This window comes from Inquilinus limosus, assembly GCF_051487185.1.
Taxonomy (GTDB): Bacteria; Pseudomonadota; Alphaproteobacteria; order DSM-16000; family Inquilinaceae; genus Inquilinus; species Inquilinus limosus_F.
Window position 1 is genome coordinate 25823 of sequence record NZ_JAHVDK010000025.1, and the last position, 17229, is coordinate 43051.

At 68.1% G+C, this 17229-nt stretch carries 21 protein-coding genes and 3 tRNA genes; 9 read left to right on the forward strand and 15 right to left on the reverse strand.

Features of this window, described 5'->3' with window-relative positions; translation table 11 throughout:
• Positions 1–3: 3 nt before the first annotated feature.
• The 11 genes from nuoK to KXR53_RS25300 form a co-directional block, all read right to left on the reverse strand.
• Entirely contained in the window at positions 4–312 is a 309-nt protein-coding gene (gene nuoK / locus KXR53_RS25250) for an NADH-quinone oxidoreductase subunit NuoK (RefSeq protein WP_309796378.1), read from the reverse strand.
• 4 nt (positions 313–316) lie between these two features.
• A complete protein-coding gene (locus KXR53_RS25255; protein WP_437378067.1) occupies positions 317–913 on the reverse strand; it encodes an NADH-quinone oxidoreductase subunit J in 597 nt (198 codons plus the stop codon).
• A gap of 123 nt (positions 914–1036) precedes the next feature.
• A complete protein-coding gene (nuoI, locus tag KXR53_RS25260; protein ID WP_437378068.1) occupies positions 1037–1525 on the reverse strand; it encodes an NADH-quinone oxidoreductase subunit NuoI in 489 nt (162 codons plus the stop codon).
• A 12-nt stretch (positions 1526–1537) separates the two neighbouring features.
• Positions 1538–2545 (reverse strand): NADH-quinone oxidoreductase subunit NuoH, encoded by a 1008-nt coding sequence (nuoH, locus tag KXR53_RS25265; protein WP_437378069.1) that lies wholly within the window; start codon positions 2543–2545, stop codon positions 1538–1540.
• A gap of 4 nt (positions 2546–2549) precedes the next feature.
• Complete coding sequence (gene nuoG / locus KXR53_RS25270) at positions 2550–4604, reverse strand: NADH-quinone oxidoreductase subunit NuoG (protein ID WP_437378070.1); 2055 nt, start codon at positions 4602–4604, stop codon at positions 2550–2552.
• Between the two features lie 10 nt (positions 4605–4614).
• Positions 4615–5913, reverse strand: coding sequence for an NADH-quinone oxidoreductase subunit NuoF (nuoF, locus tag KXR53_RS25275; protein WP_437378071.1), 1299 nt, complete (start codon positions 5911–5913; stop codon positions 4615–4617).
• On the reverse strand, positions 5913–6773 hold the full coding sequence (gene nuoE, locus KXR53_RS25280) for an NADH-quinone oxidoreductase subunit NuoE (protein ID WP_437378072.1): 861 nt from the start codon (positions 6771–6773) through the stop codon (positions 5913–5915). The genes nuoF and nuoE overlap by 1 nt, the downstream gene beginning before the upstream one ends.
• Positions 6770–7951, reverse strand: a complete 1182-nt coding sequence (locus KXR53_RS25285) for an NADH-quinone oxidoreductase subunit D (RefSeq protein WP_437378073.1) — start codon at positions 7949–7951, stop codon at positions 6770–6772. The genes nuoE and KXR53_RS25285 overlap by 4 nt, the downstream gene beginning before the upstream one ends.
• A gap of 5 nt (positions 7952–7956) precedes the next feature.
• Entirely contained in the window at positions 7957–8592 is a 636-nt protein-coding gene (locus tag KXR53_RS25290; protein WP_437378074.1) for an NADH-quinone oxidoreductase subunit C, read from the reverse strand.
• Between the two features lie 18 nt (positions 8593–8610).
• Complete coding sequence (locus KXR53_RS25295; protein WP_437378075.1) at positions 8611–9174, reverse strand: NuoB/complex I 20 kDa subunit family protein; 564 nt, start codon at positions 9172–9174, stop codon at positions 8611–8613.
• Complete coding sequence (locus KXR53_RS25300; protein WP_026870399.1) at positions 9165–9533, reverse strand: NADH-quinone oxidoreductase subunit A; 369 nt, start codon at positions 9531–9533, stop codon at positions 9165–9167. The genes KXR53_RS25295 and KXR53_RS25300 overlap by 10 nt, the downstream gene beginning before the upstream one ends.
• Before the next feature lie 409 nt (positions 9534–9942).
• On the opposite strand from KXR53_RS25300, the gene KXR53_RS25305 reads away from it, so the two are divergent.
• The 9 genes from KXR53_RS25305 (at position 9943) to KXR53_RS25345 (ending at position 16162) form a co-directional block, all read left to right on the forward strand.
• The gene (locus KXR53_RS25305; protein WP_437378076.1) at positions 9943–10557 is read left to right on the forward strand and encodes a class I SAM-dependent methyltransferase; all 615 of its coding nucleotides are present in this window, start codon (positions 9943–9945) and stop codon (positions 10555–10557) included.
• A 95-nt stretch (positions 10558–10652) separates the two neighbouring features.
• Positions 10653–11006, forward strand: a complete 354-nt coding sequence (locus KXR53_RS25310) for a hypothetical protein (protein WP_437378077.1) — start codon at positions 10653–10655, stop codon at positions 11004–11006.
• A 223-nt stretch (positions 11007–11229) separates the two neighbouring features.
• Positions 11230–12546, forward strand: coding sequence for a multicopper oxidase family protein (locus KXR53_RS25315; RefSeq protein ID WP_437378078.1), 1317 nt, complete (start codon positions 11230–11232; stop codon positions 12544–12546).
• Between the two features lie 30 nt (positions 12547–12576).
• Complete coding sequence (locus KXR53_RS25320; RefSeq protein ID WP_437378079.1) at positions 12577–13017, forward strand: DUF411 domain-containing protein; 441 nt, start codon at positions 12577–12579, stop codon at positions 13015–13017.
• 9 nt (positions 13018–13026) lie between these two features.
• Positions 13027–13656 (forward strand): TlpA family protein disulfide reductase, encoded by a 630-nt coding sequence (locus tag KXR53_RS25325; RefSeq protein ID WP_437378080.1) that lies wholly within the window; start codon positions 13027–13029, stop codon positions 13654–13656.
• Positions 13653–13952, forward strand: a complete 300-nt coding sequence (locus tag KXR53_RS25330) for a hypothetical protein (RefSeq protein ID WP_437378081.1) — start codon at positions 13653–13655, stop codon at positions 13950–13952. The genes KXR53_RS25325 and KXR53_RS25330 overlap by 4 nt, the downstream gene beginning before the upstream one ends.
• 53 nt (positions 13953–14005) lie before the next feature.
• Positions 14006–14275: a hypothetical protein gene (locus tag KXR53_RS25335; protein WP_437378082.1), complete on the forward strand. Its 270-nt coding sequence runs from the start codon at positions 14006–14008 to the stop codon at positions 14273–14275.
• Between the two features lie 68 nt (positions 14276–14343).
• On the forward strand, positions 14344–15033 hold the full coding sequence (locus tag KXR53_RS25340) for an SCO family protein (RefSeq protein WP_437378083.1): 690 nt from the start codon (positions 14344–14346) through the stop codon (positions 15031–15033).
• A gap of 394 nt (positions 15034–15427) precedes the next feature.
• Positions 15428–16162 carry a cytochrome c biogenesis CcdA family protein gene (locus tag KXR53_RS25345; RefSeq protein WP_437378085.1) on the forward strand — a complete coding sequence of 245 codons (735 nt, stop codon included), beginning with the start codon at positions 15428–15430 and terminating at the stop codon, positions 16160–16162.
• A gap of 45 nt (positions 16163–16207) precedes the next feature.
• On the opposite strand, the gene KXR53_RS25350 is transcribed toward KXR53_RS25345, so the two are convergent.
• The 4 genes from KXR53_RS25350 to KXR53_RS25365 all read right to left on the reverse strand — a co-directional run bounded on the left by KXR53_RS25350 (position 16208) and on the right by KXR53_RS25365 (position 17048).
• Positions 16208–16284, reverse strand: a tRNA-Asp gene (locus KXR53_RS25350).
• A 72-nt stretch (positions 16285–16356) separates the two neighbouring features.
• Positions 16357–16433 (reverse strand) — tRNA-Asp (locus tag KXR53_RS25355).
• Between the two features lie 150 nt (positions 16434–16583).
• Positions 16584–16659: transfer RNA gene (locus KXR53_RS25360), tRNA-Val, on the reverse strand.
• 95 nt (positions 16660–16754) lie between these two features.
• On the reverse strand, positions 16755–17048 hold the full coding sequence (locus KXR53_RS25365) for an HU family DNA-binding protein (protein WP_437378086.1): 294 nt from the start codon (positions 17046–17048) through the stop codon (positions 16755–16757).
• Positions 17049–17229 lie beyond the last annotated feature (181 nt).

The window sequence follows — 17229 nt, forward strand, 5'->3', positions numbered from 1 at the left end:
GCCTCAGCCCTTCATCATGTTGATGTCCTCGACCGCGATCGAGCCGCGGTTCCGGAAGTAGACGACGAGGATCGCGAGGCCGATCGCGGCCTCGGCGGCGGCGACGGTCAGCACGAACAGCGCGAACACCTGCCCCACCAGGTCGCCGAGCGCGACCGAGAAGGCGACGAGGTTGATGTTGACGGCGAGCAGCATCAGCTCGATCGACATCAGGATGACGATGACGTTCTTGCGGTTCAGGAACACGCCGAAGATGCCGAGCGTGAATAGGATCGCCGCAAGGACGAGGTAGTGCCCGAGTCCGATCGTCATGGCGTCAGGCCCCTTCCCCGGTGCCGATCTTCTTGATCACCATCACCTCCTCGCGCCGGCGCGCGAGCTGCTGCGAAATCACCTGGCGGCGGACGCCGGCGCGGTGCCGCAGGGTCAGCACGATCGCCCCGATCATCGCGACCAGGAGAACGAGACCCGCGGCCTGGAACGGATAGGCGTACTGCGTGTAGATCAGCTGGCCGAGCGCCGCGGTGTTGGTCGGGCCCGACTGCACCGAAGGCGCCAGGATCGAGGGGCCGCCGACCGAGCCGTAGAGCAGGAACAGCTCGATCAGCAGCACCACGCCGATCAGCGCGCCGACCGGCAGGTAGCGCAGGAAGCCGGCCCTGAGTTCGGCGAAGTTGATGTCGAGCATCATCACCACGAACAGGAACAGCACCGCGACCGCGCCGACATAGACGACGACCAGGATCATCGCCAGGAACTCCGCCCCGATCAGCACGAACAGCGCCGCCGCGTTGAAGAAGGCGAGAATCAGGAACAGCACCGAGTGCACCGAGTTGCGGGCCGAGATCACCATCACGGCGGAGGCCACGGTGATCGCGGCGAAGATATAGAAGGCCAAGGCCTGGATGATCATCTCACGGTGCTCCCTGTCGTCCCCTTGCGGACGCTCGAGGTCACGGTTGCTCTACCCCTCTCCCGGCACCGGCCCTCTCGCGAGGACCGGGCCGAATCTGCCGGCGAGGCGGCGCGGCGGGTCTTACCGGTACGGCGCGTCGGCCGCAATGTTCGCGGCGATCTGCGCCTCCCAGCGGTCCCCGTTCGCCAGCAGCTTCTCCTTGTTGTAGAAAAGCTCCTCGCGCGTCTCGGTGGCGAACTCGAAGTTCGGCCCCTCGACGATCGCATCCACCGGGCAGGCCTCCTGGCACAGGCCGCAATAGATGCACTTGGTCATGTCGATGTCGTAGCGCGTCGTGCGGCGGCTGCCGTCGGCGCGCGGCTCGGCCTCGATGGTGATGGCCTGGGCCGGGCAGATCGCCTCGCACAGCTTGCAGGCGATGCAGCGCTCCTCGCCGCTGGGATAGCGGCGCAGCGCGTGCTCGCCGCGGAAGCGCGGGCTGAGCGGGCCCTTCTCGAACGGATAGTTCAGCGTCGCCTTCTGCTTGAACATGTAGCGGAAGGTCAGCGCCAGGCCGCCCAGGATTTCCTTGAGCAGGAGGCTGCGGGCGGTGCGGTCGATGAACGCCATGGTCTCGGCCTCTCAGTTCGGCAGCCAGCCGAAGGCGGTGAGCACGCCGGCGGTGATGACCACCCAGGCCAGCGAGAACGGCAGGAACACCTTCCAGCCCAGGCGCATCAGCTGGTCGTAGCGGAAGCGCGGCAGCGTCGCCCGGACCCAGATGAAGACGAACAGGCAGAAGAGGATCTTCAGCACGAACCAGATCACGCCGGGGATCCAGGTGAACGGCGCCACGCCGAAGGGCGGCAGCCAACCGCCGAGGAACAGGATCGAGGTCATCCCGCTCATCAGGATCATGTTGGCGTATTCGCCGAGGAAGAACAGCGCGTAGGTCATGGACGAGTATTCGACCATGAAGCCGCCGGTGATCTCGGATTCGCCCTCGGGCAGGTCGAACGGCGCCCGGTTCGTCTCGGCCAAGGCCGAGATGAAGAAGATCACGAACATCGGCAGCAGCGGGATCGCGAACCAGATGGTCTCCTGCGCCTTGACGATGTCGGAGATCCGCAGCGAGCCGACGCAGAGCAGCACGGTGATGATGACGAAGCCGATCGAGACTTCGTAGGACACCATCTGCGCCGCGGATCGCAGGCCGCCGAGGAAGGCGTATTTCGAGTTCGACGACCAGCCGGCGATGATGATGCCGTAGACGCCGAGCGAGGAGATCGCGAACAGGTACAGCACGCCGACATTGATGTCGGCCAGCACCCAGCCGTCGTCGAACGGGATCACCGCCCAGGCCACGAGGCTGAGGAAGAAGGTGATCATCGGCGCCAGGATGAACAGCATCCGGTTGGCGCCGGACGGGATGATCGTTTCCTTGCTCAGCAGCTTGAGGCCGTCGGCGATCGGCTGCAGCAGACCGAAGGGACCGACCACCATCGGGCCCTGGCGCAGCTGCATCGCGGCCATGACCTTGCGCTCGGCATAGGTCAGGTAGGCCACCGCGATGATCAGCGGCAGGACGATCGCGATGATCTGAAGGACGACGAGAACCGTCGGCCAGGCGTATCCGCTCCAGAAGCCCATCGCGTTACTCCGCCGCCGCCTTGTGCTGGCCCAGGATCTCGTCGATGCACTGCGCCATCGTCTCCGAGGCGCGGGTGATCGGGTCCGTCATGTAGAAGTTCTCGACCGCCGAGGCGAAGGGCGCCGAGCCCATCGGGCCCTCGGCGCCGAACGCCCCCCACTCGCCCGGCGCCTGGGTGTCGATGGCCCCGAAGATCGGGTTCACCGCCACCAGGCGCTGGCGCACATCGCGCAGGCTGTCATAGGGCAGCTTGCGGCCCATGACCTCGCTGGCGGCGCGCAGGATCTTCCAGTCCTCGCGCGCCTCGCCCGGCGGGAACACCGCCATGCGGGCCTGCTGCACGCGGCCTTCGGTGTTGACGTAGGTCGCGTTCTTCTCGGTGTAGGCCGCGCCCGGCAGGATCACGTCGGCGCGATGGGCGCCGCGGTCGCCATGATGGCCCTGATAGACCACGAAGGCCTTGCCCAGGCGGCCGGTGTCGATCTCGTCGGCCGCGAGCAGCCAGACGAAGTCGATCTCACCCTTGCTGGCACCGTCGAGGATGCCGGCGACGTCGCGCCCGCCCGGCCCCGGCACGAAGCCGAGGTCGAGGCCGCCGACCCGCGCCGCCGCGGTGTGCAGCACGTTGAAGCCGTTCCAGCCGTCGCGGACTAGGCCACAGGTCTCGGCAATCCGGCGGCAGGCGGCCAGCACCTGGGCGCCGTCCTCGCGGGCCAGAGCCCCTTGCCCCACGATCAGCAGCGGCGCCTTGGCGTTGCGCAGCACCTCGGCGAAATCGTTGCTGCCGTCGGCGATGGCTGCCAGCGTCTCCGGCCCGGCGCCGAGATGGCGGGTGCGGTAGGTCAGGTCGACATTCGGCCCGACCACGCCGACCGTCAGCCCCATCTTCAGCCAGCGCTTGCGGATGCGGGCGTTGACGATCGCGGCCTCGGAGCGCGGGTTGGTGCCGACCAGGAGGATGACGTCGGCCTGCTCGATCCCGGCGATGCCGCTGTTGAACAGATAGGCGCCGCGCGGCCCGGCCGGCAGCTTCGCTCCGTCCTGGCGGCAGTCGAGGTTCGGCGACCCGAAGGCGGCCATCAGGTCCTTCAGCGCCACCATGGCCTCGGCGTCGACGGTGTCGCCGGCGATCGCCGCCATGCGCCTGCCGTCCAGTCCCTTGACCTTGCCGGCGATCGCCTGGAAGGCCTCGGCCCAGCTCGTCGGCTGCAGCTTGCCGTCACGCCGGACATAGGGCCGGTCGAGGCGGCGACGCTTCAGCCCGTCGACGGCGAAGCGGGTCTTGTCGCTGATCCACTCCTCGTTCACGTCCTCATGCAGCCGCGGCAGCACGCGCATCACCTCCCCGCCACGGGCGTCGATGCGGATGTTCGAGCCGACGGCATCGAGCACGTCGATCGTCTCGGTCTTCCGCAGCTCCCAGGGCCGGGCGCTGAAGGCGTAGGGCTTGGAGGTCAGCGCCCCGACCGGGCAGACGTCGATCAGGTTGCCCGACAGCTCGGAGGCGATCGCCTGCTCGACATAGGTGGTGATCTCCATGTGCTCGCCGCGGAACACGCCGCCGAGCACCGGCACGCCGGCGATCTCGTCGATGAAGCGGATGCAGCGGGTGCACTGGATGCACCGGGTCATGAAGGTCTCGATCAGCGGGCCGAGATACTTGTCGGTCACCGCCCGCTTGCCTTCGGTGTAGCGGCCACGGTCAAAGCCGTAGGCCACGGCCTGGTCCTGCAGGTCGCACTCGCCGCCCTGGTCGCAGATCGGGCAGTCGAGCGGATGGTTGATCAGCAGGAACTCCATCACGCCGTGGCGCGCCTTGCGCACCACCTCGGTGTTGGTCTTGATCACCATGCCGTCGCCGGCCGGCATCGCGCAGGACGCGATCGGCTTCGGCGACTTCTCCATCTCCACCAGGCACATCCGGCAGTTGGCCGGAACCGACAGGCGGTCGTGGTAGCAGAAGCGCGGCACCTCGATGCCGAGGCGTTCGCAGGCCTGCAGCACCGACGTGCCCGGCTCGACCTCGATCTCGATCCCGTCAATCGTCAGCTTGGGCATCGGTGCCTTCCTACTCCGCGGCTTCGCGGCGATAGGCGCGGTCGCGATAGTCGCGGATCCGCTGCTCCATCTCGTCGCGGAAATGCCGGATCAGCGCCTGGACCGGCCAGGCGGCCGCGTCGCCCAGGGCGCAGATCGTGTGGCCTTCGATCTGCTTCGTCACCTCGAGCAGCATGTCGATCTCGTCCGACCGCGCGTCGCCGGTGACCATGCGCTGCATCACCCGGTACAGCCAGCCCGCGCCCTCGCGGCATGGCGTGCACTGGCCGCAGCTCTCATGCATGTAGAAGCGCGACAGGCGGGCGACCGCGTAGATCACGTCGGTCGACTTGTCCATGACGATCAACCCGGCGGTGCCGAGCGCCGACTTGACCTCGCGCAGCGCGTCGAAGTCCATCAGGACGGTGTCGCAGATGTCCTTCGGCAGGATCGGGGCCGAGGAGCCGCCGGGGATCACCGCCTTCAGGTTGTCCCAGCCGCCGCGGACGCCGCCGGCATGGCGCTCGATCAGCTCCCGCATCGGGATGCCGAGCGCCTCCTCGACGTTGCAGGGCTGGTTCACATGGCCGGAGATGCAGTACAGCTTGGTGCCCTGGTTCTTCGGCCGGCCGATGCCGGCGAACCAGCCGCTGCCGCGGCGCAGGATCTCGCCGACCACGGCGATGGTCTCGACGTTGTTGACCGTGGTCGGGCAGCCATAGAGGCCGGCGCCGGCCGGGAATGGCGGCTTGTTGCGCGGCTGGCCCTTCTTGCCCTCCAGGCTCTCCAGCAGCGCCGTCTCCTCGCCGCAGATATAGGCGCCGGCGCCGCGGTGCAGGTACAGGTCGAAGTCCCAGCCGGTGCCGGCCGCGTTCTTGCCGAGCAGGCCGGCGTCATAGGCCTGGTCGATCGCGACCTGCATGTTCGACGCCTCGGCGTAGAACTCGCCGCGGATGTAGATGTAGCAGGCGTGGGCACCCATGGCGAAGGAGGCCAGCAGCGCGCCCTCGATCAGCCGGTGCGGGTCGAAGCGCAGGATCTCGCGGTCCTTGCAGGTGCCCGGCTCCGACTCGTCGGCGTTGATGACGAGGTAGCTCGGGCGCCCGTCCTTGCTCTCCTTCGGCATGAAGGACCACTTCATGCCGGTCGGGAAACCAGCGCCGCCGCGGCCGCGCAGGCCGGATGCCTTGATCTCCTCGATGATCTTGTCGCGGCCCAGGTCGACCAGCGCCCTGGTGTCGCTCCAGATGCCGCGGCGCCGGGCGCCTTCCAGGCCCCAGTCGTCCCAGCCGTAGAGATTGGTGAAGATGCGGTCTTCGTCGCGCAGCATCACTTCTCTCCCGTGTCCTTGGTGCCGGTCTGGCGGCCGGGCGGATCGATCTTTTCCTTGGCGCGGGCCTTCTTCTCCGGCGTCGCGTCGCCGCGATGGGCGCCGGGCGAGGCCTCGCCCTGTCTGGCCACGGTCTCGGCCGGGGGCGCCTCGCTCGTCACCTCACCCGGCTTGGCCGGGGTGTGGGCCGGCTCCGCGGACGGGGGCACGGGCTGCCCAGCGACCGAGGTTGGCACGGCCGGCCGGTGCCCCGGCTTCCGGTCCAGCAGCGTGGTCGCGCCGGACAGGGCCTCGGAATGGGTACGGCCGTTCTGCGGGCCCGGCGTGGTCGGCTTGCCGGCCTTCAGCGCCTCGATGATCTCGACCGTCTTGTCGTAGTCCAGATCCTCGTAGAAATCGTCGTTGATCTGGACCATCGGGGCGTTGACGCAGGCGCCCAGGCACTCGACCTCGAGCACGGTGAACTGGCCGTCCTCGCTGGTCTCGTGGTTGCCGCAGCCGGTCTTGTCCTTCAGCGCCTGCATCACCTCGCCCGAGCCGCGCAGCCAGCACGGCGTCGTGGTGCAGACCTGGAAGAAGTGGCGGCCGACCGGCGCCTTGTTGAACATGGTGTAGAAGCTGGCGACCTCGTACACCCGGATCCGCGGCACCTCCAGCAGGTCGGCGACATAGTCCATCGCCGCCCGCGGCAGCCAGTTGTGGTGCTGGCGCTGGGCGATGTCGAGCAGCGGGATCACCGCGCTCTGCTGCCGGCCCTCGGGATACTTGGCGATGATGCGCTTCGCCCGCTCGAGATTCTCGGGCGTGAAGGCGAATTCCTTCGGCTGCTCCGCCTCCGGCGCAATGCCTGCGGCCTTCATCGGTCGATCTCCCCGAACACGATGTCCTGGCTGCCGATGATCGCGACGGTATCGGCCAGCATGTGTCCCCGGCTCATGAAGTCGAGCCCCTGCAGATGGGCGAAGCCCGGGGCCCGGATTCGGCAGCGATACGGCCGGTTGGTGCCATCCGCGACCAGATAGACGCCGAACTCGCCCTTCGGCGCCTCGACCGCGGCATAGGTCTCGCCGGCCGGGACGTGATAGCCCTCGGTGTAGAGCTTGAAGTGGTGGATCAGCGCTTCCATCGAGCGCTTCATCTCGGCCCGCGGCGGCGGCGACACCTTGCGGTCGTTGACGCGGACCGGCCCGTCCTTTGGCATCTGCTCCAGGCACTGCCGGATGATGCGGTTGGACTGGCGCATCTCCTCGACCCGCAGCAGGTAGCGGGCGTAGCAGTCGCCGGTCAGGCCGACCGGCACATCGAACTCCACCCGGTCATAGACGTCGTAGGGCTGCGCCTTGCGCAGGTCCCAGGCGATGTTGGAGGCGCGCAGCATCGGGCCGGAGAAGCCCCAGGCCTTGGCCTGCTCGGCCGTGACCACGCCGATGTCGACCAGGCGCTGCTTGAAGATCCGGTTCTCGGTCAGCAGGCTCTCGAGGTCGTCGACGAATTTCGGGAAGCGCTCGGTATAGGCCCAGATGTCGTCGGCCAGCCCAGCCGGCATGTCCTGGGTGACGCCGCCAGGACGGAAGTAGTTGGCGTGCAGCCGGGCGCCCGAGACGCGTTCGTAGAACTCCATCAGGAGCTCGCGCTCCTCGAAGCCCCAGAGCGAGGGGGTAACCGCCCCAACATCAAGGGCATAGGTCGTGATGTTGAGAAGATGGTTGAGCACACGCCCGATCTCGGCGAACAGCACGCGGATGTACTGGCCGCGCTCCGGCGGAGTGATGCCGAGCAGCCGCTCCACCGCCAGGGCGAAGGCGTGCTCCTGGTTCATCGGGGCGACGTAGTCCAGGCGATCGAAATACGGCGTCGCCTGCATGTAGGTCTTGTACTCGATCAGCTTCTCGGTGCCGCGGTGCAGCAGCCCGATATGCGGATCGGCCCGCTCCACCACCTCGCCGTCGAGCTCCAGCACCAGGCGCAGCACGCCGTGCGCCGCCGGGTGCTGCGGCCCGAAATTCATGGTGTAGGGCTTGATCTGGGTCTCGGCCATGGTGCTTACGCCTTGGGCTCGTTCAGCGCGGCCTTCTCGTCGCCCGGCAGAACCGGACCTTGCCGCGTCATGCCCTCCCACGGGCTGAGGAAGTCGAAGGTGCGGAAATCCTGGGTCAGCTTCACCGGCTCGTAGACCACCCGCTTCTGCTCGGTGTCGTAGCGGACCTCGACATAGCCGGTCAGCGGGAAATCCTTGCGCAGCGGATGCCCCTCGAAACCGTAATCGGTGAGGATGCGGCGCAGGTCCGGATTATCGGCGAAGAAGATGCCGTACAGGTCCCAGGCCTCACGCTCGAACCAGGTGGCCGCCGGGAAGACGCCGGCGGCGGAGGGCACCGGCGTGTCCTCGTCGGTCGTCACCTTCACCCGGATCCGGCGGTTATGCTTGAAGCTGAGCAGGTGGTAGACGACCTCGAGTCGCTCCGGCCGGCTCGGATAGTCGGCGCCGCAGATGTCGGTCAGCTGCTCGAACAGGGTGTCGGGCGCGTCGCGCAGATGGGTCAGCACCCGGACGATCGCCTCGCGCCGGGCGGTCAGGGTCAGCTCGGCCGTCGGCGACACCGCATGCGCGAGCACATCCTCGCCCAGGGCCGCCACGACGGCCGCACCGAGCTCGGTCAGTTCCTGGATCGATGCCATTCCTTGCTTCCCGATCCCTCAGCGGACGATCCGGTTGCCGCGCCGGATCTTCTTCTGCAGCTGCATGATGCCGTAGACCAGCGCCTCCGCGGTCGGCGGGCAGCCCGGGACGTAGATGTCGACCGGCACGATGCGGTCGCAGCCGCGCACCACCGAGTAGGAGTAGTGGTAGTAGCCGCCGCCATTGGCGCAGGAGCCCATCGAGATGACCCAGCGCGGCTCCGGCATCTGGTCGTAGACCTTGCGCAGGGCCGGGGCCATCTTGTTGGTCAGCGTACCGGCGACGATCATGACGTCGGACTGGCGCGGGCTAGGCCGCGGGATCACCCCGAGTCGGTCCAGGTCATAGCGCGGCATATAGGCGTGAATCATCTCCACCGCGCAGCAGGCCAGGCCGAAGGTCATCGGCCACAGCGACCCGGTGCGCGCCCAGTCGAGCAGCGCGTCGAACTGGGTCAGGAGAAAGCCCCGGTCCTGGATCTCGGCATTGGCGGCGCGGATCACCGCGTCCTGCCCGGCGCCCGGCGGGATCGGCGTGCCGACGCCCACGGGGCTCGTCGGCTCTGTCACGCTCACTCCCATTCCAGCGCTCCCTTCTTCCACTCGTAGATGAAGCCGACGGTCAGGACACCGAGGAACACCATCATCGACCAGAAGCCGAACATGCCGATGTCCTTGAGCGCCACCGCCCAGGGGAACAGGAAGGCCACTTCCAGGTCGAAGATGATGAACAGGATCGAGACCAGGTAGAACCGGACGTCGAACTTCGAGCGGGCGTCGGCGAAGGCGTCGAAGCCGCACTCATAGGCGGAGAGCTTCTCGCTGTCCGGATTCTGCTTGCCGACGATGAGGGACGCACCGACCGCGGCTCCGGCGATCACGATGGCGATCGCCAGGAAGACGAGGATCGGAAAGTACTCCGATACAAGAGAGGTCGTCATCGCTCACCCGTCACACGTGGAGCCTGCGCGATCGTGATCGGCAGGCGCTCCACCCCAAATCTCTTTTCTCGTCGAGAGGGCCGTCCATCCCGGTGCCCTTCCGGCGCGGCCTTTATAGGCCGGCATGTCGTATGAGAGAAGCGAATTTCCGCCACATTTGGTAATTGCGAATGCTTCTCAACCGCATGATTTTGCAGGGATCTTCAGCCCTCCCGGATCGGGCGAGCACCATCATCAGCTTGGCCGGCTCCATGTCGGGTATCCGCGACTGGCGCAACTCGTATGGACTGACCTGGATCGTGCCCCCAGACCGATGCTTGGCACGCGCAATGCCGCGCAGCAGGCAGTTGGTGCGATAATCGGGCTCCAGAGCAGAACCGCCCTCCCTCCAAGCCGAGGAGTGCGAGCCATGGGCTTCTACAACAGCGTCATCTTGCCGAGGCTCTGCCATCTAGCCATGCGCAACCGCCGTCTCCTGCCCTACCGCGAGCGGGTGATCGGTTCGGCGGAAGGGCGCGTCCTGGAGATCGGCGTCGGCTCGGGGCTGAACCTGCCATTCTATCGGGCCCCCGCCCGCGAGGTCCTGGGCCTCGAGCCGGACCCGTGGCTCATCACCAAGGCCCGGTCGACCGCGGGCCGGAGGCAAAAGTCGGCGGTGTTCGTCGGCGGCTCCGCCGAGGCGATCCCGCTGGACGACCGCAGCATCGACACCGTCGTCACGACCTGGACCCTGTGCACGATCCCGGACGCTTCCCGGGCGCTCGGCGAAATGCGCCGCGTGCTTCGTCCGGCCGGGCGGCTGCTCTTCGTCGAGCATGGGCTGGCACCAGACGCGGGTGTTCGCTGGTGGCAGGATTGGCTGACGCCTGCCTGGAGGCGCATCAGCGGCGGCTGCCATCTCAACCGGCCGATCCAGGCCATGATCGAGTCGAGCGGGTTCCGCGTCGATCGCATCGAGACCGGCTACATGCCAGGGCCGAAGCCGATGTCCTTCATGTACGAGGGCAGCGCCCGGCCGGACTGACGCCGGACAGGGACCGAGGCAGCCTCAGACATCGCGTCCGCCGAGCCAAGCCGGGTCGTTTGCCAGGGGCCTCCAACGGCACTATGTTCTTGGGCATGAGATCGCTCCTCCTGCGCCGGCTGGTCGGGCTTCTGGCCCTGCTGGTCTTCGCACTCGCCCTGCCGATGCAGGCGAGCCTGGGAGCGCCCATGGCCGGCTGCGCCCCGGTCCATGCCGAAATGGACCACCATGGGTCCATGCCGTGCGGCGACGATGCCGGCACGCCGCTGAAGGCGGCAATCGGCATGCCCTGCGCCGTGGCCTGCGCGCCGGTTCCGGCGGTTCCGCCCCGGGTCGCCGAACCCGTCGACCAAGGCCGTGTCGCGCATGACCCGGCGCCGACGCTGACCCGCGCCGGCCGCGTCACCGCCCCCGATCCCTTCCCTCCCAGACCCACCGTCCGCGCCTGAGCCGCGCCCTGCCTCGTGTGGGCCGTTTCCTGACGCTTTCGGTCTGACGGGCCTCGCCCGCGGCCGATCGTCGTCGCCGACGGGATCGACGGACGTGACCCAACCTTTTCCAATCCAACCGGCCCTCGGCCGGCGCGCCGCATTGCTCGGAGGCGCTGCGGCCGCCCTGTCGCCCTGGCTGCCCCGGGCGCGTGCGGCCCCGGCTGGGCCGAGGACCGTCACCTTGACCGCCGAGCCGGGGCACGCTGCTTTGCTCGGCGAAGACTCGACCCCGATCTGGGGCTATGACGGGCGAGTGCCGGGCCCGGAGATCCGAGTCCGGCAGGGCGAACCGCTGCGGCTCTTGGTCGAGAACCGGCTCGGCCAGGACACCACGGTGCACTGGCACGGTATCCGCCTGCCCAACGCCATGGACGGCGTGCCCGGCCTGACCCAGCCGCCGATCCGGCCCGGCGAGGGCTTCACCTACGCCTTCACGCCGCCCGATGCCGGAACCTTCTGGTACCACCCGCACGCCAACAGCCTGGAGCAGTTCGGACGCGGCCTCGCCGGCGTCCTGATCGTCGAGGAGGCCGAGCCGGTCGCGGTCGACCGAGACCTCGTCTGGCTGCTCGCCGACTGGCGGCTGTCTCGGGACGGTCGGATCGCCGCCGGCTTCGGCAACGGCATGGAGGCCGCGATGGCCGGCCGGGTCGGCAACTGGGTGACGCTGAACGGCACCGCCCCTGCCGACCAGCCGGTGCGGGCCGGCGAGCGCGTCCGCCTTCGCCTGATCAACGCCGCGCTCGCCCGGATCATGGCGCTGCGCGTCGAGGGCCATCGCCCGGTGGTGTTGGCGGTCGACGGCCAGCCCTGCGATCCGCACGAGCCTGAGTGCGGTCGCCTGCTGCTCGGCCCGGCCATGCGGCTCGACGTCGTCATCGACATGCAGGGCGAGCCCGGTCGGCATTACCGGGTGGTCGATGACTTCTACGACGGGCTCGCCTACACGCTTGCCACCCTGGCCTATGGCAAGGAGCCGCCGCTCCGGGCCCAGCCGCCGCCCGACACGCCGCTGCGCCTGCCGCCGAACCCGCTGCCCGAGCCCGACCCCGCCACCGCCGAACGCCACGAGCTGACGCTCGAAGGCGGGATGATGGGCGGCGGCGCCATGAGCGGGATGGGCGGAATGCACGGCACGGCGACGCCCGGCATGCGAGGCGGCGCCGCCTGGGCGATCAACGGCATGGCGATGACCGGCGACGGCAGCGCCGGCATGCCGCCGCTCTTCACCCTGCAGCGCGGACAGAGCTGCGTGCTGACCATCCGCAACCGGACCGCCTGGTGGCATCCGATGCATGTCCACGGCTTCAGCTTCCGGGTGCTGAGCCGCAACGGCACCCCCGTTCCACACCGCCAATGGAGCGACACCGTGCTCTTCGCGCCGAAGGACACGGTCGAGCTCGCCTTCGTCGCCGACAACCCCGGCGACTGGATGCTGCACTGCCATGTCATGGACCACCAGGTGGCGGGGCTGATGACCGTCTTCCGGGTGGCGTGAACCACCTCTTTCCCGACTGGAGAACCTGAGATGAACCATATGTCCCGCATTGCCGCCGTTCTCGCGATCCTGGCCCTGTCGTCGCCGGCCCTGGCCGATCCGGTCGCGGCGACCCTGTACAAGAACCCGCAATGCAGCTGCTGCGAGGGCTATGCCACCTATCTCCGCGACAACGGCTTCACGGTCGAGGTCAAGCCGACGAACGACCTCGCCCAGATCAGCGCCGATGCCGGCGTGCCCGCCGATGTCGAGGGCTGCCACACCATGTTCGTCGACGGCTACGTCGTCGACGGGCACGTCCCGGTCGGCGTGATCCGCAAGCTGCTGGCGGAACGGCCGAAGATAGCCGGCATCACCCTGCCCGGCATGCCGATGGGATCGCCCGGCATGGTCGGGGAGAAGGCCGGGCCGTTCACGATCTACGCCGTGACCAAGGACGGGGCGGCGCCCACGGTCTACGCCGTGGAATGACGCACGGCGATGGGCGCCCTCCTGCCATACCGACGCCTGAGGCTGATCCTGTCGCTCTGGCTCGTCGCCGGTGTGATCGCCGGCATCGCGCTGGTCTCCGGCCGATCCGGCGACCAGGCGCCGAGCCCGGCGTCGACTGCCCCGGTGTCCCGTCTGGTTCTGCACGACGAGCCGGTCCCAGTGCCGGCCTTCGGCTTCACCGACACCGACGGCAGCCCGCTCAACCTCGGCGGCTTCAGAGGCCGCACCGTGCTGCTCAACATCTGGGCGACCTGGTGCGCGCCCTGCCGCAAGGAGATGCCATCGCTCGACCGGCTGCAGGCGGAGATGGGCGGCCCGGACCTCCAGGTGGTCGCGCTGTCGATCGACCGCGGCGGCCTCGACCCGGTCCGCGCCTTCTTCGGCGAGGTCGGGCTCAAGCATCTCGCGGTCTATCTCGACCCGCCGAACGCCTCGACCCGGGCCCTCACCATCGTCGGCATTCCGACCACGCTGCTGATCGACGGCGAGGGCCGCGAGGTCGGCCGGGCCACCGGGCCCCTGGAATGGGACAGCCCCGAGGTGAAGGCCCTGATCCGACAAGGCATGGACGGCACCGCTGCCGGTCCTTCCCCCACAACCGAGGAGAAGAGACTATGACCGACCTGACCTCGAACGCATTGCCCAGACCCGGCCTGGCCGACAGGGTGCGTCCCTGGCTCGGCGGCAGGGGCGCTTTGATCCTGGCCGCGGCCGTCGTAGCGGGAGGCGGCCTCTGGTTCGGCTGGCCCTGGCTGGTCGCCGCCGGCATCGCCCCGATCCTGCTGTCGCTCGCCCCCTGCGCCGCCATGTGCGCCTTGGGTCTCTGCACGATGAAGGCATGCAGCAAGACCGGGAGCACGGCAGCAGATGCCGTTCCGGCTCCGCCCGCGAAGCCGGACGAACCCGCGCCATAGGTTCATGGCGCGACACGGAGCGAACCACCGTCACAACCGGAAAGGGAAAGATCATGCGTAACCGCTTCAGCACCCTGCTCATTGCCGGTGCCCTCGTCGCCGGACTGACCGGCGCCGTTCTCGCTCAAGAGCAACAGCCCCCGGCGCAGCCGCCCGCGACGCCCCAGCAGCCGATGGAGGGCATGATGCAGGGCCAGGGCATGATGCCGATGATGAACATGATGACCCAGATGAGTCAGATGATGGAGAGCTGCAACAAGATGATGCAGTCCAGGGCGCAGCCTCAGGAGCAGGGCGCCACGCCGCAGAAGCAGGGCGGCTGAGCCCGATCGGGCCGGGGTCTTCGGGTCCCCGGCCCGCCTTCCGCATTTCGAGCGAACGGAATGAGGCAATGATCTTGCCGATGCGCGCCCGGCCGGCGCTGCTGGGTTTGCTGCTGAGTGCCGCGCTTCCCGTGGCCGCGGCGGCTCACTCCCTGCACGATGTCGAGGATCGCCTCCGCGAGCAGGAGAAGTACTTCGAGCCGAAGGATGGCTGGCGGTCGGTCGACTTCACGCTGCAGGACGCCGACGGCCACCCGGTCTCCCTGGCGGATCTCAGGGGCAAGGTCGTGGTGCTGCATTTCATCTACGCCAGCTGCACGGAGGAATGCCCGCTGCACGCCGACCTGATCGCCCGCGTCCAGGAAAAGGTGAATGAGACGCCGATGCGCGACCGGGTGCAGTTCGTCACCATCACCACCGATCCGGTCCGCGACAAGCCCGAGGTGATGACGGGCTACGGCCGCGCCCACAATCTCGACCCGGTGAATTGGGTGTTCCTGACCAGCGGCCCCGACCGCCCCGAGGACACCCGCAACCTGGTGAAGCGCTTCGGCCATCAGTTCAAGGAGATCGAGGACGGGGTCGAGCTCCACGGCGTCGTCACCCATATCATCGACCGCGAGGGCAATCTGCGGGCCAATTTCCACGGGCTCGCCTTCGATCCGGTCAACCTCGTCGTCTATGTGAATGCACTGACGAACGAGGCGCATCCCGAGCCGGAGCCGTCCTTCTGGGACCGGCTGCGGAGCTGGTTCTGATGGCAGAACCAAAGTCCTCCGACGAGCCGGCCCTCATCGCAGAGAGGCAGGTGGCGTATGATGACGCCACGAGCTGGCTCGACGCGGACGGGCCCGGCTGCCGCCGCCGGCGCCGACAGGTCCATGGCGACCTGGCGATGCGCCTGGTCCGAGAGCGCGGCTGCGGTGGCGCCGGCCACGCCCCACGAGAGGTCGGCGCCATGAGGCGGAACCATTCACATGGATATGATGCAAGGAATGATGGGCTGGGGGGATGGCGGTGATCTGGATTCTGGTCGTCATCCTCCTGCTGCTCGGGATCGCGGCGCTGGTGAAGTACCTGCGATCCTGATGCCCAGTCGCGCGGCGACAGCCGCTGGACCGATGCCTCGGATCCTGATCGGAGTGGATCAACGTGGGTGAACTCTCCGGCATCGGCCTCATGACGGCCTTCGCCGCCGGCGTCGTCTCGTTCCTGTCGCCCTGCGTGCTGCCGCTGGTGCCGGGCTATCTCTCCTATGTCGCCGGACGGTCCCTCGAAGACCTTCGGGGCGGCACCGGCGACCGGCTCGCCGTGCTGGGGTCGGGCCTGTTCTTCGTCCTCGGCTTCTCGACCGTGTTCGTCCTGCTCGGCGCCAGCGCCACCGCGCTCGGGCAGCTCCTGCTCTCCTACCGCTACGAGGCGAATCTCGCGGGCGGCGCGCTCGTCACCCTGTTCGGGCTGTTCATGACCGGACTGCTGCGATTCGGCTGGCTCCAGCGGGAGCTGCGGGTCCACGCCGATCTCCGCGGCGGCCATCCCACCGCGGCCTATGTCCTCGGCCTGGCTTTCGCCTTCGGCTGGACGCCCTGCATCGGCCCTGTGCTGGGCGCGATCCTGACCATCAGCGCCTCGGCCGCGACGGTCCAGAACGGCATCGCCCTGCTCGGGCTCTACTCGTTCGGCCTCGGCGTGCCCTTCCTGTTGAGCGCCCTGTTCGCCAACCGGGTCCTCGCCCGGCTGAGATCCATGCGCGGGCTCGGCCGGCATCTGCAGCGGGGCGCCGGTCTCGTGCTGATCGCGATGGGGGTGTTCATGATGTCCGGCCGGATGACCGATGTCTCGATCTGGTTCCTCCAGACCTTTCCGGCCCTAGCAAGGATCGGGTGAGTCGAGACCGGCCCGGCGCAAATATCGACGAAGTCGTGAGGGAAGTGGCGCGAGTGACGGGACTTGAACCCGCGGCCTCCGGCGTGACAGGCCGGCGCTCTAACCAACTGAGCTACACCCGCGCAGGGTGCCGGCACGACACCGGGGCGGTCGGCGAGGCGCCGAAGCCCGGAACGAGACCGGAAAGCAGGAAGTGGCGCGAGTGACGGGACTTGAACCCGCGGCCTCCGGCGTGACAGGCCGGCGCTCTAACCAACTGAGCTACACCCGCGCATCTGGCCGCTCGTCGCGGCGAGGCGCTTGAGATACCCGCTGCACCGGGGGCTGTCAACTTGAATTGCCAGCGGGCGGAGCGGGATTTTCGCGGCCTCCGCATCGGCGGATTCGGAGGATCGCTCTGGCGGCGGATGCCGCCGGAAACTGGTGGGCGATGACGGGCTCGAACCGCCGACACTCGGTGTGTAAAACCGATGCTCTACCGACTGAGCTAATCGCCCGGGCGGACCGGCGGGCCGATCCCGCCGGATCCAGACGTGAAGCGGCCGGTCGGGCCGAGGCGCCGACCGGCCGGTTCGGGCATACGCGCGGAGGCTTACTTCTTCTTGCCGCCGGCGTTGTTGACGGCGTCCTTCAGGCCCTTGCCGGCCTTGAACTTGACCTGCTTGGAGGCGGCGATCTTGATGGTCTCGCCGGTCCGCGGATTGCGGCCTTCGGAAGCAGCGCGCTGCGCAACACCGAAAGTGCCGAACCCAACGAGGCGGACTTCCCCCCCCTTCGTCAACGTCTTGGTAACACCATCGATGAAGCTGTCGATGGCGTTGCCAGCATCGGCACGCGACAGACCGGTGCTTTCCGCGACGTGTGCGACGAGATCGTTCTTGTTCACGTGTCGGCCTCCTTTAGGCTCTGTGTTGGTCGTTCCGGCGGGTTTGCCGGATGCAGGCTAGGTACATTCCAAACCGACAACCGTTCGATGCGCCCTTTCCCGACACCGAAACGTCACGAAATGTAAGCGTATCGCGGAAACACGGTCAATCGTCGGCGGCCCTGAAACGCATGGAAATCCG